The sequence below is a fragment of the Phyllobacterium sp. 1468 genome (assembly GCF_031455525.1).
GTDB lineage: Bacteria > Pseudomonadota > Alphaproteobacteria > Rhizobiales > Rhizobiaceae > Phyllobacterium.
In genome coordinates this window covers 15,244-38,726 of record NZ_JAVDSX010000011.1, presented here as the reverse complement: position 1 = coordinate 38,726, position 23,483 = coordinate 15,244, and the positions used below count along the sequence as shown (strand labels likewise).

The following is a 23,483-nucleotide window of genomic DNA, read 5'->3' as shown; positions in this document are numbered from 1 at the left end:
CGCGGGTAAACAGGAACGCTTATTCCCGGAAAGTTGTACACCATTCAGCTCCCATAAAAATTTTTGACGTCAGCTAAGCTGGCTGACTTACGCGGAATACAATTCCACTGTCATTGCAGCGTGAAATCAGCGTGAATTGTGTTCAAAAAAATAAGGAAGGTGCGGGTTACTGGAGCATTTATATCGGTTGGTTCGGTGCAAATTCGTTAGAATGCCAGCAACTCGCCGACGTCGCGCAGTATTTTTTCCAAACGGTGTCGGATTGGCAAAGTCTCGCTCGTCCTAAGGGCCTATTCCGGCAAATTCAGGAGGATCACACATGCCGAATACCATACGTCTGCACCGCGTTCTGCCAACAAGTCCGGATAAGGTTTATCGGGCCTTCATCGAGGCTGACGCGCTTGCCAAATGGCTTCCCCCCAACGGTTTTGCTTGCACTGTGCACCACTCGGAAGCAAAGGTCGGCGGAACATTCAAAATGTCCTTCCGGAACTTCACGACTGGCAATAGTCACGCTTTTGGCGGCGAATATCTCGAGCTGGTTCCAGGTGAACGTTTGCGTTACACGGACAAGTTCGACGACCCCAACCTGCCTGGCGAAATGGAAGTGACTGTGACGCTGACCAAAGTGTCGGTCGGGACCGAGCTCCATATAACGCAGGCGGGCGTGCCAGACGTCATTCCACCGGAGGCTTGCTATCTCGGCTGGCAGGAATCGCTGAAAAACTTGGCAAGGCTAGTCGAGCCGGAGATCAACGAATAGCGGAGATGCTCGAGGTAATGGCTATTCGTCGCCCAATAGACAGGCAGGCGGTTTCACCGCCTGCCCCTTCTTAATTGACGCCTTTGTCCGTCATATATTGTTGAAGGTCGCTCAATTCCTCACAACCCCCGGGACAAAGCGCTGCCAACGACGCCAGCTGCTCGCCGGCCTTGTCCATTTTTCCGGTATCTACGTATAATTCACCAAGATATTCGTGCGCGGCCTTGTGATCCGGCTGGAGATCCAATGCTTTTTGGTAGTAGGTCAGTGACGTGTCGAAATCGCCGGTCTTGCGCAGTGTAAAGCCAAGCAGATTGTAGACGTCGGCCTGCTGGTTATTCTCCGCCAGTTCACGCAGTTGAACCAATGCGCTGGCATAATCCTTTGCGGCGATCTTTGCGCGAACAGAGCTGAGATCTACCGTCGCCGTTGTTTCCATATTATCCACGGCGAATGCCGGGGAGTGGTTTGATGCAGAGGCAATCGTAGCAAGGGCCAAGCCGAGTATGCCGGCAATTTTGTTTCTGTTCATGATGGATTCTCCTTGAGATTTCAGGCTTGAATGGTGGGAGTAAACCCGTAGGCATTCCCGTCCTTGACGAAAGTACCTGAGCCGGGGAAGGGGAAATGGGAGCCGCAGATTTTTATCTGGTCAGCGATCACGCGGTCGATCAATTTGCGCCGGGTGGAAACTGCGGTCGGCCCGTCCTGATCGTAGCTGCCCTGCCATTCCGGATGGGGTGCGAGCAGAGCCGGAACGTACATCGTGTCCGCGGAAACGAGGAGCTGCTCTTTTCCAGAGGTCACAAGGAAGACTGAGTGTCCGGGTGTGTGACCGGGCGCTGCGATCAACTGGATGCCCGGGGCAACTTCCGTACCATCCTTCGCCAAGCTCCAATTCTTCCACGTAGGAAATACGCTGGCGATACGTCGACCGGCGGGCTTTCGACCTTCCGCGAGCTTTTCAACCCGCCCAGGGTCCGTCCACCACCTGTATTCGACTTCATTGACGATCAGTTCCGCATTGCCGAACACAGGCGCGTTCGTCTCTTTTTCCATCAGGCCCCAAACATGATCCGGATGGAAATGTGAAATGATCACCGTATCGATTTTCGTATAGTCTATTCCGGCGGCTTTCATATTTGCTGGTAGATGTGTCGCATTGGCCTGCCATTGACCGACGCCCGAACCCGCGTCCATCATGATTAGACGATCGCCAATCTTGAGCACGACAACGGTCAAGGGGATCGGCATAAATTCAGTTGTCAGACCTGACTTTGCAAGCGCATCCTTGGTTTGCTGCACCGAGGCGTTGCTGATGAACGCCGGGTCGTGCGGTTTTCGCCAGATTCCGTCGTAGACGGCGGTGATCTCGATCGAACCGACCGAATACTTGTAGTATCCAATTGACGGCTCAATTTGCGCGGCAGCAGAAGCCGGGAGGATGAGTTCGAGTTTCCGCGAGATACCAAACGCAGCGGCGGCCGCGGTTGATCCCAGAACTGCGCGGCGTGTAATATCAAACATGTGCATGTCTCCTTTTTTCGATTGGCAAGTGCCGGCGGAGAACATGATTTGAAAAACGCCTCCGCTGACAAAGGAGACTGGGAAAGCCGTCCGCTTATTCTTGCGACATGCGGCTATTTCTGTAAGCCACTGGAATAGCTTTGTTATTTTTACTCCAGAGTCGATCACATCTTCTGGCCAACGCCGCTTTCAGGTTTGCGGTTTCTGGGCGGGAAATAAATATTTGTAATCGGGAATATTTCGGAGGTTAGTTCGATCTATTCGGTAGATGCCTTGGGAAGGGTCCCTTGCACAAATCTGAAGAACTTGCCCAACCAGGCGGGAAAACAAGATGACAGTCATATCTTCATCCGCAGTCAGTATTCCGAATTTCATTGTACAAGTCATGGCCAGCATGCGGCGATTTAGTACTCGGCCTGTCGTGACGTTTCTCCCGATCCACGCGCGTTTTGGTGCCGCTTCGTCGCCAGCCTCCAGCTTTGCACCAACCCTCATGGTGCTTTCAAGTGACCGCGCTGATTCACAATCTGCGCTTGGCGATAGATCGGCGCGCTTTCACGCAGCAATCCTTCCCCAACTCGACGCAGCTTACAACTTCGCTCGCTACCTCAGTCGCGACGCCGATGCAGCGCAGGACATAGTACAAGAAGCGTTCCTGCGCGCCTATCGCAGTTTCGACGGCTACATGGGGGGCGACGCACGCTCTTGGATCTTTGCTATCGTAAGAAATTGTTTTCTTGTCTGGTCTCAGGAGACCAAGCGGAAGCGCCGGTTTGAGATGCCGCTTTCGAGCAGCCACGAGGAGACAGAACCGGGAGCGTCGGTCGAGGATATTGCAACCGAGGATGATACGCCGGAGATCGCACTGATCCGCACGTCCCAATCCAAATGCGTCCGTTTGGTCATCAATTCACTGCCGGACGATCTGCGTGAAATACTGGTGCTGCGGGAACTTGAACAACTTTCCTATCGGCAAATAGCGGAAGTCATTGACCTGCCTCTTGGCACGGTCATGTCTCGCTTGGCCCGTGCGCGGCGGACGTTTGGCAGACTGTGGCAAAACGCAACCGGTGGCGGAGAATAAGATGACACATTCCGCTGAAACTTGCCCCGACTGGATCGTTATGATGCACGGTTATATGGACGGGGAACTCGACGCCGCTCATTCCCTCACATTCGAACAACATCTGGCAACGTGCGAGAATTGCTCGGCACAACTTGAGAGGTTCAGAGCGCTGCGCCGCACTATCGGTCAGGATGGCGTCAGCTGGGATCTGCCCCCCGAGGTGCGAGAACACGTTTTACATACGATCTCTCAGGAACAGATCGCGCCGTCTACCGCGATAGGATACAGACGTGCCGTCGCCAATTGCCTTAACTTCATCAAGCGCTGGAGCTATATTCCTTCACTCGCTGGTATAGCAGCCAGCCTGTTCCTTGTACTTTCCTTGCCGCCAAGGGAAGCTTCGCTTCAGGATGAACTTGTAGCAAGTCACGTTCGTTCGTTGTTGGCCAGTCATTTGACGGATGTGCAAACGTCCGATCAGCATACTGTAAAGCCATGGTTTAATGGCAAGATTGACTATTCGCCACCCGTAGTAGATCTCGCTGCACAAGGGTTCCCTTTGGTGGGAGGGCGCGTCGATTATGTCAAGGGGAAAGTCGTTGCGGCGCTTGTCTATCGTCGCCACGCGCATGTCATCAATCTGTTCATTTGGCCCGAGGCGAATCCGGATTTGAACAGCGCTTCCTACGACGGTTACAATCTTGTCAAATGGTCAGAGAAGGGGTTGGCATTCTGGGCGGTTTCCGATGTTGAACCTTTAGAACTCGCAAAGTTTGGTCAATTGTTTTCTGCCGCTTCGAAGCACTTGAACTGAACACAACAGTGTCGCGTAGCCACCAGTTTGGTTCTCTTCAAGTCGCTCATGGGAATCATCAGCACTATTTGGCGCGCCGTGCTTTTAAAACGCCACTGCCATAGGGAAGGTCAAAAAGGATGCGCTTGGAAGAAGGCCAGGACCGCGCCGACGGCTATACCAATCAGCGGTGCTATTATTCCCCCGAGCTTTGCTTTTCGGAGGGCGCGGGCTTGCCGTTCGCTCACCCGGTGGTTCGTCCGGTACCGTTCTTTGAAGATTTCGAGATACTGGCGGGAAAATGTCGGCCGGTCGTTTTCATTATCGGCCGCGAGTAGCCAGAATTCGGCATTGCGACCAGGCAGATCGATGTCCCCGACTTCGAGGGCCTGAAAGCACTGCCAGGACGACCACACCAAAACCAGCGTCAAGGACGCAAGTTCCCAGCCAACCGTTGGAGAAAACTCGCCTGCAGCAAGGGAGGTAACAGCGCCGGTCGCCGTCGCAAGGGCGATGACGGAAAATAGCCGGAGAAGACCCAGTGCTTGGTTGTTGCCCGAAGATATGAGCGCAACGATAGCATTCTGCCGAAATCGCGTATCTTCGATAGCGAGCTTCCAGTCGTCATTTTCAAACATCGAACTCACCCCTTCGGTATCGCGGACAAGGCGGTCAAAAATGCACAATTTCAACCGTTGGTAGCACGGCCCCTAATACAGGAACCAACCAATTCCGATCGCAGCTGCAACACCGATCAGGAACACTACGGTGAACGTGAAGGGCCCGACGTTCACGCCTAGTTTTCTCAGCCGCTCGTCCAGATCATCATGACGCATCGAAAACCTCATCGTTGGTGCAGATCAACCGTGAAGCTTGCGGAGCAGCAAACCGAGGCGTTCTTCAGGAGCTGCGGTGGCGATTTCACCGGCTGGCCTTGTCGGCACGCGGCTCTTGCGGCCGGCTCTCACTTCGCTTGGCGTATAGCCGAACTCCCTTTTGAAGGCTCGGCTGAACTCCGCGCCGTCGCTGAAGCAGCGTTGCTCGGCGATCTCGATGATACGGCGTTTGTCGTTCGGGTCGGCCAATGCTGCGTGTGCATCGAGGAGCCGCTGGTGCTGCAGGTAATGCATCACGCCGCCGAATGGCTCGAACATTCGATAAAGCCCGGTGCGCGAAATCGCGAGATCACGCCGCAAGACCTTGGCATTGAAGGATGGATCGAACAATCTGGCTTGCACTATGCGGCGTGCCTTTTCGAGCAACACGCGGGCGATAGGTGCCTGAGCCTCTTCGATGTTGCCTGGAGAAGGCAGCAGGCACGCCCGGATCATCGCTTGCGTCGCGCCAACGAGTTCAGGGAGATTGTCAGCCTCGACCGCCGGCAGCCGCTTGGCCAGTCCGAGGAAATAGTCGGACAAAAGCCGCCCCATGGCCGTATCGACCGAGGAGAACTCGCAAGCACCAAGGACATGCGCCACTTCCGGATCGGAGTCCCGGGGAACGAAAAGCATCAGCATTTCGCTATCTGTCACACGCCCTTCAAACCAGCGCCCGAGCGAATGGACCTGGACGATGCCGGCACCGCCTTGAAAGCTTCCGGCCGGGCCCTCGGTGCTGATCGAACCGTCGAGTGGAAGGGTCAAGGTCCAGTGGTCGAGCGCTTCCCTTCGCGTATGACCGGGGATACTTGCAAACTCAAGGGCGCTGGTTCTGATCCGCGAGAATGCCAGGCTGCCGAGATCCCAGACCGTTTGCTTTCCTTCAAAGCCGCGGGACCTGTCTCTGCGTTCGCCCAACTCGAGCATCGACGAGAAGCTGGTGCGCCAGGCTTCATACTGATGGTCAATCGGCACGCCGCTGGTATCAAACTTGAACGCGGGAATGGAAAACGCGCCGGAAGACGGCCGCTTCGGTTGTGGAGGAGGGCAGGTGATGGCAGACCCGGCTGCCGCATGTGCAAAGTTTCGATCGAGCGATACAGCCGATGGGACGACGTGATCATGCGCATTCATGATTTCACCATGTGCCGTACCCGGAACAGCGTGCAAACAGGTGGCGCTGTCTCATTGCGAGAGACGGGCATATGCAGACTTCGAGGCATTTTGTCGGGGAACGTACAGGCATTGGTGCTCCAAAAAACCACAGGAGTAAGGTATCGCGCGATTACAAAGGCTCGACTTCCCCAGTGTGGCACAACCACTGCAGTCTGTTCAGTACGTAACTGTTACGAAACAAGTTGCATAACTGACAGGGCTTCTGCCTGCCGCAACTCGCTATCACGGCGAATCTGTACCGGAACTGCTAAAGGGCCTGGCCGACAGGAGCACGGCGATCCATTTTGCCACGGACGATTTCTCGCAGTAGATGATAAACGCGATGAGAATGGGCACGCCAATGAATGCACCTGGTACCCCCCACATGAAGCTCCAGAAGAACACCGAAAAAATGACGGCGAAAGGCGAGATCGCCAAGGATGCGCCCGTTAAACGGGGTTCAAGATAGCTACCGATCAGAAACTGGATCAGGTTCAATCCTACAAAGACAGCCAGAGCCATCTGCCAGGAATCAAATTGGCCTATGGCAAAAAGCGTCGGAAGGACAGTCGCTACGAATGGTCCAAGGAACGGTATGTAGTTGAGGGTGAAGGCAATTGCGCCCCAGGCACCCGCCAGTTCGAGGCCTGCGAAATAGGCGAATGCCCAGACGATCAACCCGGTCAAGATGCTGGCAAACGTGCGCACAAGCATGAACCGGCGTAGTTTATTTGAAATTTCACGATTGGCATGGAGCATTTTCATGCCCTGCGGTTGTAGTGCGGGAGAACGAAGACGCTTGCCGAAATCCTCTACTTCCAAGAGGCCGAGCATGATGAAAACAAAGACCAGCAAGGCGAATCCAGCGAAACTATTGAGCCGCCCGGCCAGCCCTTGGGTAAAGCTCACCAGCCATGTCACGTCGAAACGGTCGGCGAGTGGACCTGCGATGGCAATCCCGTGTTCCTCTAGCCAGTCAGTCCAGTGGACATAGACATCCTGGAATCTGCGGGCATTGACGAAAAGCCATTGGCCCAGCCTGGTCAGGCCCCAAGTCACCGAGGATCCGACGACAACGATGATGAGGATTGTTGAAGACAGCGTCACAAACAGGGCAAGTAGCTTGGGCATCCAGCGCTGCAACCTGATCTGAAGTGGCGCGACGAGGGCGATGACGAAAAGGGAGAAGGCGAAGGGCACGAAGATTGCCTGGCCGAACCGAAGCAGCGCAAGAACCAGAATTCCGGTCGCGAGGTAGCCGATCATCGGTTTTGGATATTGAACCGCCATGCCCTGCCTATCCGCCCCATACCCAATGATCCTAATCTATCCGGGAGCGCAAGGCGAAAAATCTTCGGCCAATGGACTGCCGTCCCCCCGACGGCTCCGCAAACCATTCCCGTAACTACCTGGAAGATGGGTCCTGCGGTGAGCTGATCGATTGTGTCTTCTGTCTAAAGGTCAGGATGTTGCCTTTTGCAAAGCGTCGCGCAGAACCTGCTCCTTGGTTTCATCCAACGAAGTTTTGAGAACAACACCGCCATAATGCGAGATATCCTTCAGGACCTTGTCAGCTGTCATCGATTGCACGAGTACGAACAGGGCGGCGTTTCCAGGCTGAATATTGGCAGCGAGATCCTTCATGAAGTTGTCGTTTATACCCACATCCGTCAACGCCCCGCCGAGGGCACCTGATGCCGCGCCGACCGCGGCGCCGATCAGCGGATTGAGAAAGAGGACGCCAATCAGTAGACCCCAGAAACTACCAGATACCGCGCCGGCTGCTGTTGTGCTCACCAACTGGTTGAGCTTGATTTTGCCCGCATCTGTCTTTGTGGCGATGACAGCGTCACCGAGTGTGATGAGATATTCTTTCTGGAGTTCGAGGAGACGATTGCGCACCTCTTCCGCTTTGGGCTCGGTGGGATAGACGATCACGATAAGATCAGACATGTTGCCTCCAGTTCTCTACGGTGACTACGCTGGGACGCGCTGCAAAAAACTATATCGTGTCCGACAGGTCGAAGAGATTAGCCCTGAATCCCACAGCTATGCATTGTGTTTCTTTTTCCATCGAAGAGCGGCCGAACCTGAACGGTCAATCGTTTGGAGGCGGGTTGTCAGCGCTCCGAGACTGCTCTGCAAAGAAAGCCTTCAGGCGAGAAATATCTTCCGGCCGAATATTTTGTGGAACGGTGACGGCAACCCAGCCGTCGATGTAATGCTCCGGGGCGTAGACATGCCCGTATCCCATAGGCGAGGTCGTGGCGATTGCCATGTCGAACAGAAGCTGCAGCATCGTCACACCTGGAATCCAGCGGAGGCTTGGCGAGACATCCGGACCACGGGGACTCTTCATCCAATCCGGCTCCCGATAGAGCGCGTGAAAATCGAAGAACGTCACGGGATCGCTGGCATATTGGAGATAGACGATGCGAAGGGGTCCCCAGACGGCACCAGGGATATCGAGCGCATTGTTCTGGTTCGTGAACCGTATGATTGAACCGTCGCGGAAGCGCGGCAGCCATGCCGGCGAACCAGGATTTCGGTCTGCCGTCACGGAGTTCCAAATGCGGCTCTGGAAAGGAGGACCGCTCCACAGGGCGCCTTGGAAAGGATCGCCGATAATATCGTAGAGATGGGCCGAAAGTTCGGAATTCATCGCGCCCAGGCTCAGGCCATACAGGTACAGTTTGGGTCGGCTGTCACGCGGGAGCGTCGTCCAGTGGCGGTATACTTCGCGAAAGAGCGCTTGGCCTGCTTCGGCGCCGTAGCCCGGTTCCACGAGCAAGGATAACCAACTGCTGAGGTAGGAATATTGCACGGCGACGCTGGCGATATCGCCATGATGCAGATACTCGACGGTGTCGATACCCTCAGGATCGACCCATCCTGTTCCCGTTGGAACGATGACAATCAACGCCGATCGCTCGAACCCGCCATCGCGCTTCAATTCTTCGAGCGCGAGACGCGCTCGTTCATCGACTGTTTCTGCGGAATTCAACCCGACGTAGACCCGTATGGGATCAAGCGCTTTTGCGTTGAAGAAACTGCCAATCTGCGAACCGGTAGGTCCAGATGCAATAAACGCGCGCCCTTGCCGTCCGAGGTCCTGCCAGTCGAGGACCGAGCCGGGACCGCCGGGTTTTGTGGGATCCGTGGGGCGTATCGAGCCGTCATCGATCCTGGCATCGAGTTCGCGAAAGGAGGTATCGACCATGCGCAAGACGACCTTGAACAGAACGCCCTGGGCCACCGACCAGAAGAGTGCTACCGCCAGAACACCTCCAACGACCTTGGATATGCGACGCGGCACGATGCGGTTCAACCAGCGCGAGAAAAGCCGGAATGTCCGCTTGAAGAGGCGGGCGAGGAGAATGACCAGCAGAAAAATAGCAAGCGCAATAGCTGCAAGCTCAATAGGTTCCACGCTTTCGACCGGCCCAAGTCCCATGAGGCTTCGCACTGTGTTTTGCCATTCGGCGGCCTTCCACAGAAAAACGGCGACGATTCCGATACACAGGATGACAGCAATCCATTTGGCCACCTGCTGAACCCGCGCGCGTGGAACTGGAATTTCCAGATAGCGCCAGAGCCACACCGCCGCCACGCCCACGCCATAGCCGAGCGCTGCGCAAAACCCGGAGAGCGCACCCTGAACCAGGAAAGACCGTGGCATGAGGCTAGGCGTAAGGGATGTGGCAAAGAAGAGAATACCGACAAGCAAACCAACGGTGGAGAACGATTTTGCCAATCCGGAAATATAAGCTTTCATCGGATTCCCCCTCGACGAGACACGGCAGTTCGAAGTCGACCGCAGTCACGCAATGTATAGATCCCCCTGTCTTGGTGAAGCGTTGACGTCAATTTCCAACTGATATCACGGTTATATTAACGATCCAGTCGTCAATTATTCGTTGTTGAAGCGATGGACCTTAATAGGCGATCCTGCCACGGGCGAGATACCCTCGATGCGGATCACCGCATGAAATACGGGAAATTTGAACTGAGAGCTTGTTTTTGGGATTCCATGCCTATCACAGATAATTGGAGGGCCACTATATTCACCCCATTGGGCTTGCGGCGCTTGTCGCACAGCGGGAAATTGGTGACCTTCAAGGGGTAGAGGGGGTGTTTCAGTTTCATCTTTCGGCGTTTGTCGGGCGCCGCTGAATTGGAACCGGCATCCGTGCCTGATCCGGCCATTCGCGGTTCAACAACGAACGATTTCTACGATGCTCTGGCGGGATTTAGCAGGAGGGCGCCGTTGGCCACGGCTCGCCGTCTTGGCGACCACAGATTGAGCAAGCCAGAAAACCACGCCATCACACCTTGGTGTCCTTCGAACAACTCGTCGTAATCCGTTGGCAAACGGGAGACATGAAATGACCACTGCCAATATCGCGCCAAAGACCGTGATGCAAAGACTGCTGGATGGCGTCGAGAGAGTGGGAAACATGGTTCCCCATCCCGTCATCATCTTCCTCATCCTGATCGGCGTTGTTATCGTCCTATCGGCAATTCTAAGTGCCTTCGGGGCGGCGGTCAGCTTTGAGCGCATCAATCCGGACACCCACGAGATCGAAACCGCTTCAACGGAAATACGCAGTCTTCTGAACGTGGAAGGTATCCGCTTCCTCTACGCCTCGCTCATTCCCAACTTCATGAGTTTCACGGCGGTGGGACTGATGATCGCCGCCATGATCGGTGCAGGTGTCGCCGAAGAATCCGGTCTGGTCACGGCGCTGATACGCAAGCTCGTCATCGTTTCACCGCGTTGGGCACTGACCTATATCCTGGCCTTCGTGGGTATCCTTGCAAGTATCGCAGCAGATGCCGGTTATCTGGTCCTCATACCGCTCGCCGGCGTCGCCTATCTGGCAGTCGGAAGACATCCGCTGGCTGGTCTGGCGCTCGGTTTTGCAGCGGTTGCCGGTGCTTTCACGGTCAATATGCTGATTAAACCACTTGATGCGGTCCTCGTGGAATTCACCAACGACGCGGCCCGGCTGGTTGATCCCGAGCGGACTATCGGATTGGCATCAAACGTCTGGTTCTCCATCGCGTCTGTGATCTTCCTCACTTTCCTCATTGCATTCATCACCGATCGCATGATCTCGCCGCGGCTGGGGGAATACAGGCCGGAGGCAGCAACTGACGGCGCTGTTCCAGATCAAGGCGCAGTGCTGAGCGAACAGGAATCGCGCGGTTTGCGGTTTGCTCTCTACGGGCTTGTAGGTCTGGTGGTGGTTTTCCTGCTGTTGACGCTTCCCAGCGGCGCGCCGTTGCGCAATCCTGAAACGGGCGAGCTGATTGGCAATTCTCCATTCATGAACGGCCTGATCGCGCTTATCATGCTCATGTTTCTGGTGACGGGTTGGACCTACGGCATTGGCGCAGGCACCTTGCGGACACTGTCGGAAGTGATAGCTGCCATCGAGAAATCGATCAAGAATATGGGCGGCACCATCTTCCTGTTCTTCGTCCTCAGCCAGTTTGTCGCCTATTTTACGTATACCAACATAGGCACGGTTATGGCACTCAGCCTTTCCGGCGCGCTCCAGGCGGCTAATATTGGCGCTCTGCCACTGCTGATTGGGTTTATCGTCGTCGTCGCGATCATCGATCTGTTGCTGACCGGCGCAATTGCAAAGTGGGCGATCTTCGCTCCCGTCTTCGTACCACTGCTGATGAAGCTCGGAGTGGAGCCCGAGGCTGTGCTCGCAGCCTATCGCGTTGGTGACTCGCCAATGAACGCAATCACCCCACTCAACGCCTATTTCGCGCTGGTCGTCGGCTTCGCCCAGAAATACGACAAGTCGGCCGGTGTTGGCACCATAGTCTCATTGATGCTGCCCTATGTCGTTTTGATATTCGTTCTGTGGACGGCTTTGTTTGCTGTCTGGAAGGCCCTCGGGCTGCCGTGGGGCCTGTGACGCACGGCTAATTCAGCGATTACAACAAAATGATCGGATGGATATTATGAGCAACAACTCTATTCCCCTCGACGTTGCGGCGGCGGAAGATCACCTGATGCGGTTCCTCTCGGTCGAGGGCGTAACCGGACAAGAAGCGAACATTGCCGCTGCGGTCATCGACGCTCTGAAGAAGGTCGGCGTGCCGGAGTCGGCCATTCGTTTTGACGACGCCAACAAACGTATTCCGCTACCGACGGAAACGGGCAATCTGATCGTGCAGCTGCCCGGAACACGGCCAGGACCGCGGCTTCTCTTTTCCACCCACCTCGACACCGTGCCGCTCTGTGCCGGCGCAAAGCCGCGTCGCGAGGGCGACCGCATCGTCTCGGACGGCACCACCGCGCTCGGCGGCGATGCACGGACTGGCGTCGCGGTTCTCGTCGTGGTTGCCGAAACAATTATCAAGAACAAGCTGCCGCATCCGCCAATAACGCTGTTGTTCACCGTCCGCGAGGAAAGCGGACTGCATGGTGCGCGGGAACTCAACCCGGCCGATCTCGGCGGCGCGGTCATGTGCATCAATGTCGATGGCCAGATGGCATCCGACCTGATTATCGGTGCGGTTGGCCAGGAGAATTGGGAGGCCGAGATAACCGGCCGCGCCTCCCACGCCGGCGTTGCGCCCGAAAAGGGCATTTCAGCGACGATGGTGGGTGCGATGGCTCTTGCTGAAGCACGCCGGGCTGGCTGGTTCGGCAAGGTTGTCAAATCAGACGGTCGCGGCACAAGCAATGTAGGTATCTTCGGCGGCAAGGATAACAAGCCCGCAGGTGATGCGACAAACGTCGTAACTGACTATGCCTTCATCAAGGGCGAGGCCCGCAGTCCCGAATCCGCCTTCGCGACGAAAATCGCCAAAGGTTACGAAGAAGCGTTCGTCAAAGCGCAGAGTGAGGTCACGGATGATACGGGCGGCACGGCGGAGCTGAAATTCAGCCATGTGACTTCCTATCCTCCGTTCGAACTGGGCAAGGACACTCCGATCGTAAAACGGGCAACCACAGTGCTCAAGGCGCTCGGCATCGAGCCAGTCTTGGTTTTCTCCAACGGCGGCCTAGACGCCAACTGGCTCGATAAGCACGGCGTTCCCACCATTACCATCGGTTCCGGCCAAGCTGAGATTCATACCATCAAGGAGTATGTGAACCTTCCGGAGTTTGAAAAAGGCTGCCGTATCGGCGTGCTCATGGCGACGCTTGATGACTGATAATCCTTCGAGGCCGTCTGGCGGGGGAGGTCATCCGTGAAGGAAAAACTCGGATGCCAGCGGTCACCGACGGCCAAACTGCTGGGCCGTCAGGGCCAAATGAGGAAATTGAGCGATTGAGCCCGATAGCATACACAGCCACCATTATAGCCGTTGCCGTCGTTTTGTTCGTCTGGAACAAGTTGCCAGTCGTCGTTGTGGCCATGCTGACCACGTTGGCACTATGGGCGACCGGCGTGCTGACGATTAACCAGGCGCTTGGCGGCTTCGGTGATCCGGCGGTGGTCTTCATTGCGTCGCTCTTTGTGGTCAGCTCCGGGCTGGAGGTGACTGGAGTCACCGCCTGGGCCGGACAGTTGCTCATCCGTGGTGCTGGCGAAGAAAGCCGGACGCGCCTTTTGCTGTTGAAGATGGGGCTGGTTTCGCTGCTGACCGCACTGATCAGCGTCAACGGCGCTGTCGCAGCGCTCCTGCCTGTGGTGGTCGTCATCGCCGTCCGGCTCAAGCGCAATTCGTCGCAATTGCTCATGCCGCTGGTCTTCGCCGCCCATGCCGGTTCAATGCTGGCGTTGACGGGGACGCCGGTGAACGTGCTGGTTTCAGAGGCAGGTTTTGACGCGGGGGTCGGCGGCTTCGGCTTCTTCGAGTTCGCGCTTGTGGGCGTGCCACTTCTGGCAGGAACCATGGCCATCATCGTGCTGTTCGGAAAACAGCTGCTTCCCGAGCGTAACGGCGCCACCATGCCAGCCGATTTTAGCCGTCACGCCAAAACCCTGGTAGAGCAATATGGGCTAGCGAGCGGAATCTACCAGTTACGGGTCCGGGCAAGCTCACCTTTTGTCGGCGTACAATCGTCTGAAGTCGATCTTTCCGCGCATCCGGGGCTGCAACTGGTCGCCATACAGGAGGGCGAAACAGGCGGGCCGCTGCGCAGGACCTTGGTCGCTGAGGGAGACCATCTTCTGATACGCGGCGAAGGTGAAGCGGCCGCCGCGTTCGCCGCCCAGATGCATCTTGCGTTTCGGGATGAGAAGGCAGCCGGCCACGGCGAGGACACGCTCTTCAATCGCAGTTCCGGACTTGCCGAAGTTGTCATCCCCCCACGCTCAGGTCTCATCGGGGAGAGGGTTTTTCCTGGGATGGTCACCGAAAGTGGCGATCTGATCGTTCTGGCGGTGCAACGCCCGGGCTTGGAAACCGCGGCCCTGAAAGCCAAGGGCTCCGGCGGTATCGAGCTGCAAGCAGGTGACACCATGCTGCTCCAGGGAACCTGGAAAGCTCTTGATGTTCACCTCGACGATCCAGATGTTCTTGTGGTCAATTCACCGGAGCTGGTACGTCGTCAGGCCGTTCCCATGGGGCCTGGCGCCCGCCAGGCCATCATCATCTTGACCGCAATGGTTTTGCTTCTTGCGACGGGCATTGTGCCGCCGGCGGTATCCGGATTGCTTGCTGCCGGTGCGATCGTCCTGTCAGGGATCATGAATGTTGAGCAAGCCTATCGCGCGATCGGCTGGACCACGGTCATCCTTGTGGGCGCGATGATGCCGCTTTCCACTGCGATGGTGGAAACTGGAGCGGCAAAGCTGATGGCCGAACATCTCGTCAATCTCGTCGGTGATGCCGGACCGGTAGCGCTGCTTGCTGGCTTGTTCATCCTGACCGCGATCATGGGCCAGCTCATCAGTAACACGGCAACCGCTCTGATCGTCATCCCGATCGGTGTGGCGGCTGCCACTGCAATGGGCATTTCGCCCCGTCCCGTGCTCATGAGCACGGCGGTGGCGGCGGCAGCGGCGTTCCTGACACCCATCGCTACGCCCACCAACCTGATGGTTATGGGACCGGGCGGCTACGCTTTCAGCGATTACTGGAAACTTGGCTTGCCACTGCTGATCTGGTTTTTTGTGGTTTCTGTCTTCATCGTGCCCCTGATCTGGCGTTTCTAATAACAGTTCTTCACGTGCAAGGTCGGGAGCTGTTCGTAGCCAGTTCCTGGCAATAATCTTGTCCGCAACCGCCGTTTCTGGGATGACGCGAATGTCGCTCACTTCCGTTGCCTGGTGGCCATCGGGCTCGAACACGTGGTCACAACGTTACCCGCACCCGCATTCAATCGTTACAAGGCTGTCCTGCTATTTCTCGGGGAATATCTGTTTCCAGTCGGCCTTCATGTCGACGACGGTCCACTGGTTCACGGACGCAGCATCGAGCGCCGTGTCGAGGCGGCCGAAGTCCGTATTCCGGTCGTAGGCATATTCGCGTTCGGCATCCGTGTGATGCACGATCAGCCCGAAACGGGGCTTGTCACCAATTGTCGTATACTGCAGCATCTGGAGGTCGCCATCGGAATTGCCGAAAGCGGCAATCGGCCTACGGCCGATGTGTTCATTGATTCCGACCGGTTTGCCGGCTTTGTCATCAATGAAATTGACCTGCGGTAGGCGCATCAGGGTTGGAGTGCCGTCGCGCATTTCGAACTGTGTCTTGATCGACGAGCCGACGACCTGTTCGGGTGGAACGCCATAAGCTTTCTCTGTCCAGGGCCGCATGAATTCGATTCCGCCACCCGATACAATGAAGGTCTTGAAGCCATTGGCACGCAGATAAGCAAGCAGTTCGACCATCGGCTGATAGACCAGATCCGTGTAGGGCCTCTTGAACCGGGGGTCGCGCGCCGTTGCGATCCAGTCGGTCACGATCGTCTGAAACTCTTCGGCCGTCATTCCGGCGTGTGTGGTCATGAGGAGTTCCACCAAGCCCTTTTCTCCCAGGGCAGCCAGCGTCTTCATGTCACTCTCAAGCACCGCCTTGAATGGTTGTGTATCTTTCCATTCGGGGTGCGATGCCGCTTCGGCCTTCACGCGGTCGATGACGAAGGCCAGCTGAACGTACATCGGATGCTCGGTCCACAATGTGCCATCATTGTCGAACACAGCGATGCGCTCAGGCCCGGGGACGAAATCCGGCGAATTTTCAGTGGTAACCTTTTTAACGAACTCGACAATTGCCGCTTTTGGTGCTGTGTCGTTCCATGACGGAAGCGGATCGTTTTGCGCCAATGCCGGGACAGCGGCAAGAAGAATGGCCGCTATGCCGAAGGTCGCCCTATAGACGACTTTAGCAAGATGAGCTTTGAACATCATGTCGTCCTCCAAACGCAAGTTGCGGGCTCTCAAGACGCGCAGGGGAGCGAGCGAGAGGACCCCGGTTCAAACAGGGGGTCATTCGAGCTCTCTGCGAGGCGACAGATCCGACCCTGTCGACACCGCGTCATGTCGTAGCTGCGAAAATGATAGGGTTCTCCCGGTCATTTTTAGCTTCTCCGTTTGACATTCGTGTTTTATTTGACGAGATAACCGGACCGCGCCGCGCAGTCAGGTCCCGTCCGTTGGAACGCCGACAAAGTAGTATTGTCGTCAAGGGTATGCGTGTTGGATCAGCTGCCAGGGAAGTACGTAACAGTTACAAACACAAAAGTTGTCGGCAGACTCCTGATGTTCTCATTATTCAACCTGTATGCGGGCGGTCGCCGGTAGCTATTCATTGACCCGCTTCGGGATCTTCTGACGAAGCGGCATCGCCCGATCCCTTGGCCCGGTCCCTATCGAGCCTGCCAAACTCGGTCATGATGCTGACGAGCACGCTGCCTGTCCAGCCGAAGGTGAATAAACCGGATATCGCAATAACGGGTCCGAGCAACCGCCACTGATCGGGCAATCTTACGTTGCCTTCGCCGAGCGTGGTGTAGTTTTCCAATACGAAATAGTAGCTGTCTCGCATCGAGGGAATTAAACCCCGCACCGAAATCGGAATGGCCCATATGAGGGTTTCTGCGAAATGCAACATGGCCAGGGACGCGATGGTCACTGCCAGCAGCAGGTTTGGCCGCCAATATGGCGTGCTTCTTGTCATACGAATCCAGGATCTGCTGAAGCGCCGGTTTATAACTCTGATGCCTGCGCCATGTACGAAAATGACAACGATTAATATCAGCGTGCCAACCGCAATTTCGAGAACCGGCGTTGTGGTTGAAAGTTCGTCCATCCTTTTATCCCCATGGGTTCAAGAAGAGTTGCAGCCAGGTTGTCCTCATTAGATGTCTTGCAGGTCCGGTCCAATCCGTCCCAAGTCGAAAATCAGATGCGAATTCCTGAGGTCAAACGCACTTCAGACAAACTCCTGTAACCGTTACGTACTTCACTTCTGCGATCCGGAACGAACCTATGGGTTGCGTGTATTGCAGGAGCCGCCTCAACGTTGTTTCCAACTAATCGAAGAATAGGAGGTACGAATGACTTTTTTCCATAGGATTCTTGGGTGTGCCGCCGCGTTCATTCCTTTTGATGCAAGTGCGGAATCTGCCCAGATCGGCATGCTCGCCTGTGACGTGTCCAAAGGGATAGGTATGTTTGTCGTGGAGAAGCAAAAACTCTCCTGCACATTCAAGCAAGACAAAGGCGGTAACACCGACAACTACACCGGGTCAATCGATGAATTTGGGGTCGCGCTGGGCGAAGTCGCATCGGGACACCTGATCTGGGGCGTCGTCGCTGCAACCAGCGGACTTGAGGCAGGAGCGCTCGCCGGTACTTATGCCGGTGTCGGAGCAAACGCTTCGGTTGGACCCGGCGCCGGTGCGAACATTCTCGTAGGCGGCACAGGTAAAGCATTTTCCCTGCAACCTATTGCGGTTGAGGGACAGGAGGGCATCAACTTCGCCGGAGGGGTTACAACTGTCACTTTAAATCCAGCACCTTGATGTGATTAGCAGCCATAGAGCCGGGGGAGAGAATGTTTGTTCGAATGCGCGCCGCAATTGCAATATCGATACTGGTGACAACACTGGCAGGATGTCAGTCGACCGGCGGCGGCACCGACGGCGTGCCGGCATCAATGGTGCCGCCCGCCATGGATGCAACCGCTACCACTGCAGGAGGCGCGCCGGCTGATATTGCCGATCTGGTAAATGCGCCTGCCACTCGCGCTCAAGGCCAGATGCAGGCTCGAGGCTATGCGTTTACGCAGCAGCAAGGTTCGACCACATACTGGTGGAATCCCAAAACGACGATCTGCGCGACAACGGTAACGAGCAACGGCAAGTTCCAGATCATAGGAACAGCAACGGCTCACTACTGCGGCCAGCAATAGGCACGGATGTTTAGATCCTCGCGGTTGGCTCAAGCTTCGGGTGATCGGCAAGCCTACTCAGTAGTCTTGCCCATGCGATAAGGCCCATGCGGAAATTCGACAACCGGAAGAATTCATTCGGGGCGTGGTAATCCTCGTCCGACGTGGAGAATGAAAAAAAGATGGCCTCCGCGCCGAGATGCTTGCGAAATGCCGTGCCAATCGGGATGGTGGCACCCATGGCAACGCGCAAGGGGCTACTGCCAAGCAGTTCGGCAAGCACTGACTCGGCGGCAATGAGGCCGGGCAGGTTAGGATCGACCGAAAAGGCTTCGCTGCCAAAGCCATGCGGCTCGATTTCCAAGCTGTAGCCGCTGGGCAAGCTGGTTTCCAGATAGCGGGTGATAGCCTCGACTACCTTGGAAGGTTTTTGACCAGCGACAAGGCGGCAGGTGATTTTTACGCTGGCGGAGGAGGGGATGACCGTTTTCGTACCCGGTCCCTGATATCCGCCGTAGATACCGTTGAATTCGAGCGTAGGTTCCAGCCATTGCCGCACCAGCAGCTGGTCGCCATTCTCAATAGGATCGGGTTTTGGCGAGCCAATATCGCGGTAGTAGGCGTCAGCGTCGAAATTCGCCGCATCGATTGCTGTGAGGATCGTCGGGTCCAAGGGTTTCGCGCCTTCCATGAAACCGGGAACTTTGACCCGGCCCTCTGCGTCGTGCAGCAAGGCGATCAGCCTGGAAAGCGCTCGGATCGGATTTGGCGCGCTGCCGCCGTGGCGGCCGGAATGCAAATCCTTTGAGGCGCCAGTGATTGTCACGTCGAGTGCTGCCATTCCACGGCTCGCAACCGTCATCGACGGGCGGTCCGGCCGCCACATGGCACCATCAGCCGAGACGACCAGATCGCAGTCGAGGCGATCGCGGTTGCGCTCGAGCGTGGGTTCGAAATGCTCGCTGCCGGATTCCTCCTCGCCTTCTATCAGTATCTTAAGATTGACCGGCAATCGGCCCTCGTTCTTCAGGTAAGCTTCGACTACGAGGATCGGGATCAGCAGCGGGCCCTTGTCATCGGAAACGCCGCGCGCATAGAGGCGGTCGTCGCGTATTGTCGGCTCAAAGGGTGGCGTCGTCCATTTGTCGAGCGGATCGGGGGGCTGCACGTCGTAATGGCCATAAACGAGGATGGTTGGAAGCGCCGGGTCGCTGATGACCTCGCCATAAACGGCAGGGTGTCCGCCAGTATCCCATACTTCGACCGAAGCGAAGCCTGCCTTCTTGAGACGGTTCGCCACGAACTCGGCGGCCTCCCGGATTCCCTTACGAAAAGCCGGATCGGTGCTGACGCTGGGGATGCGGCAGAACGCTTTCAAATCCTCGAGGGCATGCTCGTAATTGTCGGTAAGGTATTTCTCGACGGAATTCATTTGCCACCGTCCACACTGATGACCTGTCCGCTGATCCATTGCGCATGGTCCGATGCGAAAAACAGAACCATGTTGGCGATGTCATCGGGCCTGCCAAGTCGCTTCAGGGCGATATTGTCGAGAAGTCGTTTTTGGCCCTCTTCCCCCATTGCCTCCCACTGCCTTTCGGTTGTCGGGTTCGACAGCACGAAGCCGGGCGCAACATTGTTCACTGTGATGTTCCAAGGACCGAGTTCATGCGCGAGCTGACGCGTCAGCCCGATCTGTCCAGCCTTCGCACTTGCATAGGCCTGTATCCCTGTAAGTGAAATGCCAAGGCCGGCACCGCTGGAAATATTGATGACCCGGCCAAATTTCCGTTGTTTCATGCTTGGGGCGACGGCTTGCGCCATGAAGAAAGCGCCGGACAGATTGACGTCGAAAATTGTCTGCCAGTCGCTCTCGGAAATCTCCTCGATGGGACGACCCACTTGTCCTCGTACACCGCCGGCATTGTTGACTAGGATATCTACGGCGCCATCGGCAGCCTCGATTTTTGCGACTGTTGCTTGAACCGCGCTTCTGTCGCCCACATCCAGCACATGCGCAACGGCCGATGCGCCTCCGCAAAGTGCAACGGTTTCCTCGATCCCGGCTTCGTTGACGTCGCAGACATGCACGCTCGCGCCACGGCTGGCGAATGCCTGCGCGATTGCACGGCCAAAGCCGTGAGCGGCACCCGTAACGATAACGGTTTTGCCGCTGAACTCGATGTTCATGTGCCGGCCTCCGTTCGCGCAAGCAGATCGAGATTGGCAAGCTCAAGCGAGCGGGTCCCGGCCTCGATCTGATGGATCAATTCGACGACTTTAGCTGCCAGGGGGGTCGGTACACCGAGTGATCGCCCGATTTCGACGACCGGCCCGACCTGGGCATCGACCTCGGTCTTGCGCTTGCGGATGGCAAGATCGCGCCAAATGCCGGAATGCGACTTTGCCGAGCGGCGGTTGTGGATCACCATTTCGTCGAAGGAACGTGCGGTGTCAGCAGCGGAGGCGGTAGGGGCGAACGCCGCCGGATCGAACCCGTCGAATGCCTCGGGCACCACGTCGTTGGCGTTGGCGACCGAGCCGACTTCAAGCGCAAGTTTTGTCAGGATGGGCCGATATCGCTCGTTGGCCAGCACATCCGCGATACTGTCGTTGGTGAGTGCGGTACCGAAAAGCAATGTCCCGTAGATGAGCTTGCCCCACAGGTAGCCCCAGATATTGTCCGTCAAAATGGCTTTCGGTTCGAACGCCTGCATCAACGCATAAATTTGCTCGATGCGGGCTGTACGCTTACCGTCCAATTCCCCAACCACGACTGCTCCGTGGCCGCTATAATGGACGACGCCCGGCTCGAGATAGTCTGCGCCGAAATTGACGAAACACCCGATAACCCGATGCTCACCTATGACCTTGCTGATGACCATTTCGTTGAGGCCGTTTTGTGCCGACACCACACAGCCATCGTCAGCAACATGCGGCAGCAGAGCTTTCGCAGCAGCTTCGGTATGGTGGGCCTTTACGCAGAGGAAAATACGATCGAACTTGCCCTTCAGGGGCTCCGGGATGAAGGCTTTGGCCATTACGGTGTCCTGAAAGATCGGTCCCTCGATCCTTAGACCGTTGGCATTGATTGCAGCGACATGATCAGCCGCGCTGTCGACGAAAATCACCTCATGTCCCGCCCGGATAAACGCCGCTCCAAGAGTGCCGCCTATTGCGCCAGCGCCCCAGATGAGGATGGGGCCGCTCATGCCCATGCTCCTTCCAGCAGGGCCCGCGTCTCCTCAACAGCGACATCCCAAATTGCCTGCATCTCCTCATCCGGACGCTCATAGTAGCCGCCAAAATTACCGTCGCCGAGGTAAGCTCTGACGCCTTCCGGATCCATGACGCGCAAGCGCGCAAGGTCAATCATTGGCTTCTGCTGTGTTGGCATGTGCGTGCCAGGCAGCCGTGTCCAAGGAAAATTCTCCATCCACGACGCGTGGGAGGCCACTTTGTCGATTTCCTGCACCTTGGCAAAGGTTGCCGGTGCGTTCCACCAATTGTGAAACTTGACGGCTGTCCCCGGATTATCCGCCATCCATTCGATAGCCAGACTGCCTGCTGGCTGATTACCGCCATGGCCGTTGACTATCAGGATTCGACGAAATCCCTGTGCCTTCAGCCCGTCCAATATATCGCGAACGATGCGAACATACGTCTCCAGGCGAAGACTGATCGTGCCGGGATAGGCCGTGAAATAGGGAGTGAGACCGTAGGCAACGACTGGAAATACCGGTATGCCGAGTGGTTCTGCTGCATCCGCGGCGACTTTTTCTGACAGGATGGAGTCGACTGAAAGCGATAACTGGGCGTGTTGTTCTGTGCTTCCCAAGGGGAGAATGGCGCGGTCGTCGCTGCGTAGATACTCTTCGATTTGCTGCCAGTTTGCTTGTGAAACTTTCACGATGGTTCCCTTCTTTATTTATCCATGCTGGCCACGCGCAGCGCATTTTCAGATGCGGGTGGCGGAAGTCCGCCCGCTGCCCGGATGATGGGCAAGATCACTTTTTCGATATCGGCTACATCAGGAGCGTGGCGGTATTCAATCGCGTGAGCACCAGGGCGCAGTCGGCTCGTGACCTCCTCGGCACCCGACGCGAAGATCACAACGCCGGCATGCGCGATAATCGTGTCGAGCCCCGGGGTTTCCAGCGTCGCTCCCGCAATCTCGTGGACATGCGGCGCAAACCTTTGAACGCCCGCTTTCATGATCGGCAGGAAGTCGGGGAACCGCGAAACCACAGCGATGGAGGCCAGAGAATCGAGTGAAGCCAGTGCCATTCGTGTCTCCTCCGAAGGGGTAAAGCTGATGGTGACCACCTTTGTGTTGGGCACCAGGGCGGCCACTTCCCGGTGCCGGTTGGCAAAGGTTATCGCGAGGTCGGCCGAATTTGCTCGGGCGCGCGTTACCGGGTCGCGCTCGATTGCCGAGATCGTCAAGGGTTCCACCGCTACGCCTTTCCCGAGACGGGCAGCGATAAAACGCGCATAGCTGGCGGTCGCCTCCGGAAATAGCCCTATCATGACGATCCGCATACGTTGGCCAAGGCTTTCGCGGTAGAAGACCCTCGAGCTAACCAATGAGACAAACTCGGCAGAGCGAATGCCAAGGGCGCGGCTCTGCTCGATCAACGCATCGATGTGACGGTGCAGATTCGTTTGGTCCGCACGACCGGCGAGCCGTGCCTGCAAACTGTCGCTGACAAATGTACCTGAACCCGGACGTGCGTCGATCAATCCTTCGGCTTTCAAATCAGCATAAACCTGGCTGACCGTCATCGGTGCGACGCCGATCTTCTCCGCAAGCTCGCGCACGGAAGGAAGGGCCTCGCCCGGAAGCAATTCCCCACAGGCGATGCCGTACTCTATGAGCCCATGGAGTTGTGTCCGGAGCGGAACGGGCAAATCGCGGTCGATGAAGAATTCCATGAACCCAGTCTTCGGCTGTTCTAGTAGGCTATTACGATTATACCGGGCACG

At 56.6% G+C, this 23,483-nt stretch carries 22 protein-coding genes; 8 read left to right on the top strand and 14 right to left on the bottom strand.

Going from position 1 to position 23,483, the window contains the following annotated elements; translation table 11 throughout:
* Nucleotides 1–319 precede the first annotated feature (319 nt).
* Nucleotides 320–763, top strand: a complete 444-nt coding sequence (locus J2X72_RS22270; protein WP_310075573.1) for an SRPBCC family protein — start codon at nucleotides 320–322, stop codon at nucleotides 761–763.
* A 70-nt stretch (nucleotides 764–833) separates the two neighbouring features.
* Here the strand turns inward: J2X72_RS22270 and J2X72_RS22265 are convergent, their stop codons facing one another.
* Complete coding sequence (locus J2X72_RS22265) at nucleotides 834–1,295, bottom strand: tetratricopeptide repeat protein (protein ID WP_310075572.1); 462 nt, start codon at nucleotides 1,293–1,295, stop codon at nucleotides 834–836.
* Nucleotides 1,296–1,315: 20 nt separating this feature from the next.
* The gene (locus J2X72_RS22260) at nucleotides 1,316–2,290 is read right to left on the bottom strand and encodes an MBL fold metallo-hydrolase (RefSeq protein ID WP_310075570.1); all 975 of its coding nucleotides are present in this window, start codon (nucleotides 2,288–2,290) and stop codon (nucleotides 1,316–1,318) included.
* A 331-nt stretch (nucleotides 2,291–2,621) separates the two neighbouring features.
* On the opposite strand from J2X72_RS22260, the gene J2X72_RS22255 reads away from it, so the two are divergent.
* Together J2X72_RS22255 and J2X72_RS22250 are read left to right on the top strand one after the other, a co-directional pair.
* Complete coding sequence (locus tag J2X72_RS22255) at nucleotides 2,622–3,374, top strand: sigma-70 family RNA polymerase sigma factor (RefSeq protein ID WP_310075568.1); 753 nt, start codon at nucleotides 2,622–2,624, stop codon at nucleotides 3,372–3,374.
* 1 nt (nucleotide 3,375) lies between these two features.
* The gene (locus J2X72_RS22250) at nucleotides 3,376–4,170 is read left to right on the top strand and encodes an anti-sigma factor (protein WP_310075566.1); all 795 of its coding nucleotides are present in this window, start codon (nucleotides 3,376–3,378) and stop codon (nucleotides 4,168–4,170) included.
* A 110-nt stretch (nucleotides 4,171–4,280) separates the two neighbouring features.
* Here J2X72_RS22250 and J2X72_RS22245 read toward each other — a convergent pair whose 3' ends face one another.
* The 5 genes from J2X72_RS22245 to J2X72_RS22225 form a co-directional block, all read right to left on the bottom strand.
* Nucleotides 4,281–4,787: a hypothetical protein gene (locus J2X72_RS22245; protein WP_210005016.1), complete on the bottom strand. Its 507-nt coding sequence runs from the start codon at nucleotides 4,785–4,787 to the stop codon at nucleotides 4,281–4,283.
* A gap of 222 nt (nucleotides 4,788–5,009) precedes the next feature.
* Nucleotides 5,010–6,161 (bottom strand): helix-turn-helix domain-containing protein, encoded by a 1,152-nt coding sequence (locus J2X72_RS22240; RefSeq protein ID WP_210005017.1) that lies wholly within the window; start codon nucleotides 6,159–6,161, stop codon nucleotides 5,010–5,012.
* Nucleotides 6,162–6,425: 264 nt separating this feature from the next.
* Complete coding sequence (locus tag J2X72_RS22235) at nucleotides 6,426–7,472, bottom strand: AI-2E family transporter (RefSeq protein WP_310075564.1); 1,047 nt, start codon at nucleotides 7,470–7,472, stop codon at nucleotides 6,426–6,428.
* A gap of 171 nt (nucleotides 7,473–7,643) precedes the next feature.
* A complete protein-coding gene (locus J2X72_RS22230; RefSeq protein ID WP_183662177.1) occupies nucleotides 7,644–8,135 on the bottom strand; it encodes a DUF1269 domain-containing protein in 492 nt (163 codons plus the stop codon).
* Nucleotides 8,136–8,280: 145 nt separating this feature from the next.
* Nucleotides 8,281–9,957, bottom strand: a complete 1,677-nt coding sequence (locus tag J2X72_RS22225) for an alpha/beta-hydrolase family protein (RefSeq protein WP_210005023.1) — start codon at nucleotides 9,955–9,957, stop codon at nucleotides 8,281–8,283.
* A 610-nt stretch (nucleotides 9,958–10,567) separates the two neighbouring features.
* Here J2X72_RS22225 and J2X72_RS22220 point away from each other — a divergent pair.
* From J2X72_RS22220 to J2X72_RS22210, 3 genes are all read left to right on the top strand, one after another.
* Nucleotides 10,568–12,118, top strand: a complete 1,551-nt coding sequence (locus tag J2X72_RS22220) for an AbgT family transporter (RefSeq protein ID WP_310075561.1) — start codon at nucleotides 10,568–10,570, stop codon at nucleotides 12,116–12,118.
* Between the two features lie 46 nt (nucleotides 12,119–12,164).
* Nucleotides 12,165–13,367 carry a M20/M25/M40 family metallo-hydrolase gene (locus J2X72_RS22215; RefSeq protein WP_405044763.1) on the top strand — a complete coding sequence of 401 codons (1,203 nt, stop codon included), beginning with the start codon at nucleotides 12,165–12,167 and terminating at the stop codon, nucleotides 13,365–13,367.
* 116 nt (nucleotides 13,368–13,483) lie between these two features.
* Nucleotides 13,484–15,316 carry an SLC13 family permease gene (locus J2X72_RS22210; RefSeq protein WP_310075557.1) on the top strand — a complete coding sequence of 611 codons (1,833 nt, stop codon included), beginning with the start codon at nucleotides 13,484–13,486 and terminating at the stop codon, nucleotides 15,314–15,316.
* 186 nt (nucleotides 15,317–15,502) lie between these two features.
* Here J2X72_RS22210 and J2X72_RS22205 read toward each other — a convergent pair whose 3' ends face one another.
* On the bottom strand, nucleotides 15,503–16,510 hold the full coding sequence (locus J2X72_RS22205; protein WP_210005092.1) for a haloacid dehalogenase-like hydrolase: 1,008 nt from the start codon (nucleotides 16,508–16,510) through the stop codon (nucleotides 15,503–15,505).
* Nucleotides 16,511–16,910: 400 nt separating this feature from the next.
* Nucleotides 16,911–17,414, bottom strand: coding sequence for an ion channel (locus J2X72_RS22200; RefSeq protein ID WP_210005031.1), 504 nt, complete (start codon nucleotides 17,412–17,414; stop codon nucleotides 16,911–16,913).
* Nucleotides 17,415–17,661: 247 nt separating this feature from the next.
* Between J2X72_RS22200 and J2X72_RS22195 the strand changes: the two genes are divergently transcribed.
* Both J2X72_RS22195 and J2X72_RS22190 read left to right on the top strand, forming a co-directional pair.
* On the top strand, nucleotides 17,662–18,129 hold the full coding sequence (locus J2X72_RS22195) for a DUF992 domain-containing protein (RefSeq protein ID WP_310075554.1): 468 nt from the start codon (nucleotides 17,662–17,664) through the stop codon (nucleotides 18,127–18,129).
* A gap of 32 nt (nucleotides 18,130–18,161) precedes the next feature.
* Entirely contained in the window at nucleotides 18,162–18,518 is a 357-nt protein-coding gene (locus J2X72_RS22190) for a hypothetical protein (RefSeq protein WP_210005035.1), read from the top strand.
* A gap of 10 nt (nucleotides 18,519–18,528) precedes the next feature.
* On the opposite strand, the gene J2X72_RS22185 is transcribed toward J2X72_RS22190, so the two are convergent.
* From J2X72_RS22185 to J2X72_RS22165, 5 genes are read right to left on the bottom strand one after another with little or no spacing between them, the layout of a single operon-like run.
* Nucleotides 18,529–19,929, bottom strand: coding sequence for a dipeptidase (locus J2X72_RS22185; RefSeq protein ID WP_310075552.1), 1,401 nt, complete (start codon nucleotides 19,927–19,929; stop codon nucleotides 18,529–18,531).
* Nucleotides 19,926–20,687, bottom strand: coding sequence for an SDR family NAD(P)-dependent oxidoreductase (locus tag J2X72_RS22180; protein ID WP_210005046.1), 762 nt, complete (start codon nucleotides 20,685–20,687; stop codon nucleotides 19,926–19,928). Before J2X72_RS22180 ends, J2X72_RS22185 begins: the two co-directional genes overlap by 4 nt.
* The gene (locus tag J2X72_RS22175) at nucleotides 20,684–21,709 is read right to left on the bottom strand and encodes a 2-dehydropantoate 2-reductase (RefSeq protein WP_310075550.1); all 1,026 of its coding nucleotides are present in this window, start codon (nucleotides 21,707–21,709) and stop codon (nucleotides 20,684–20,686) included. The genes J2X72_RS22180 and J2X72_RS22175 overlap by 4 nt, the downstream gene beginning before the upstream one ends.
* Nucleotides 21,706–22,407 carry a creatininase family protein gene (locus tag J2X72_RS22170; protein WP_310075548.1) on the bottom strand — a complete coding sequence of 234 codons (702 nt, stop codon included), beginning with the start codon at nucleotides 22,405–22,407 and terminating at the stop codon, nucleotides 21,706–21,708. The genes J2X72_RS22175 and J2X72_RS22170 overlap by 4 nt, the downstream gene beginning before the upstream one ends.
* A gap of 14 nt (nucleotides 22,408–22,421) precedes the next feature.
* Nucleotides 22,422–23,432 (bottom strand): GntR family transcriptional regulator, encoded by a 1,011-nt coding sequence (locus J2X72_RS22165; protein WP_310075546.1) that lies wholly within the window; start codon nucleotides 23,430–23,432, stop codon nucleotides 22,422–22,424.
* Nucleotides 23,433–23,483 lie beyond the last annotated feature (51 nt).

Coding starts and splice junctions, on each gene's coding strand:
- J2X72_RS22270 (WP_310075573.1), top strand. CDS start 320: ATGCCGAATACCATACGTCTGCACCGCGTTCTGCCAACAAGTCCGGAT.
- J2X72_RS22235 (WP_310075564.1), bottom strand. CDS start 7,472: ATGGCGGTTCAATATCCAAAACCGATGATCGGCTACCTCGCGACCGGA.
- J2X72_RS22180 (WP_210005046.1), bottom strand. CDS start 20,687: ATGAACATCGAGTTCAGCGGCAAAACCGTTATCGTTACGGGTGCCGCT.
- J2X72_RS22230 (WP_183662177.1), bottom strand. CDS start 8,135: ATGTCTGATCTTATCGTGATCGTCTATCCCACCGAGCCCAAAGCGGAA.
- J2X72_RS22255 (WP_310075568.1), top strand. CDS start 2,622: ATGACAGTCATATCTTCATCCGCAGTCAGTATTCCGAATTTCATTGTA.
- J2X72_RS22225 (WP_210005023.1), bottom strand. CDS start 9,957: ATGAAAGCTTATATTTCCGGATTGGCAAAATCGTTCTCCACCGTTGGT.
- J2X72_RS22175 (WP_310075550.1), bottom strand. CDS start 21,709: ATGAGCGGCCCCATCCTCATCTGGGGCGCTGGCGCAATAGGCGGCACT.
- J2X72_RS22200 (WP_210005031.1), bottom strand. CDS start 17,414: ATGGACGAACTTTCAACCACAACGCCGGTTCTCGAAATTGCGGTTGGC.
- J2X72_RS22240 (WP_210005017.1), bottom strand. CDS start 6,161: ATGAATGCGCATGATCACGTCGTCCCATCGGCTGTATCGCTCGATCGA.
- J2X72_RS22215 (WP_405044763.1), top strand. CDS start 12,165: ATGAGCAACAACTCTATTCCCCTCGACGTTGCGGCGGCGGAAGATCAC.
- J2X72_RS22220 (WP_310075561.1), top strand. CDS start 10,568: ATGACCACTGCCAATATCGCGCCAAAGACCGTGATGCAAAGACTGCTG.
- J2X72_RS22185 (WP_310075552.1), bottom strand. CDS start 19,929: ATGAATTCCGTCGAGAAATACCTTACCGACAATTACGAGCATGCCCTC.
- J2X72_RS22195 (WP_310075554.1), top strand. CDS start 17,662: ATGACTTTTTTCCATAGGATTCTTGGGTGTGCCGCCGCGTTCATTCCT.
- J2X72_RS22205 (WP_210005092.1), bottom strand. CDS start 16,510: ATGTTCAAAGCTCATCTTGCTAAAGTCGTCTATAGGGCGACCTTCGGC.
- J2X72_RS22245 (WP_210005016.1), bottom strand. CDS start 4,787: ATGTTTGAAAATGACGACTGGAAGCTCGCTATCGAAGATACGCGATTT.
- J2X72_RS22265 (WP_310075572.1), bottom strand. CDS start 1,295: ATGAACAGAAACAAAATTGCCGGCATACTCGGCTTGGCCCTTGCTACG.
- J2X72_RS22250 (WP_310075566.1), top strand. CDS start 3,376: ATGACACATTCCGCTGAAACTTGCCCCGACTGGATCGTTATGATGCAC.
- J2X72_RS22190 (WP_210005035.1), top strand. CDS start 18,162: ATGTTTGTTCGAATGCGCGCCGCAATTGCAATATCGATACTGGTGACA.
- J2X72_RS22260 (WP_310075570.1), bottom strand. CDS start 2,290: ATGTTTGATATTACACGCCGCGCAGTTCTGGGATCAACCGCGGCCGCC.
- J2X72_RS22165 (WP_310075546.1), bottom strand. CDS start 23,432: ATGGAATTCTTCATCGACCGCGATTTGCCCGTTCCGCTCCGGACACAA.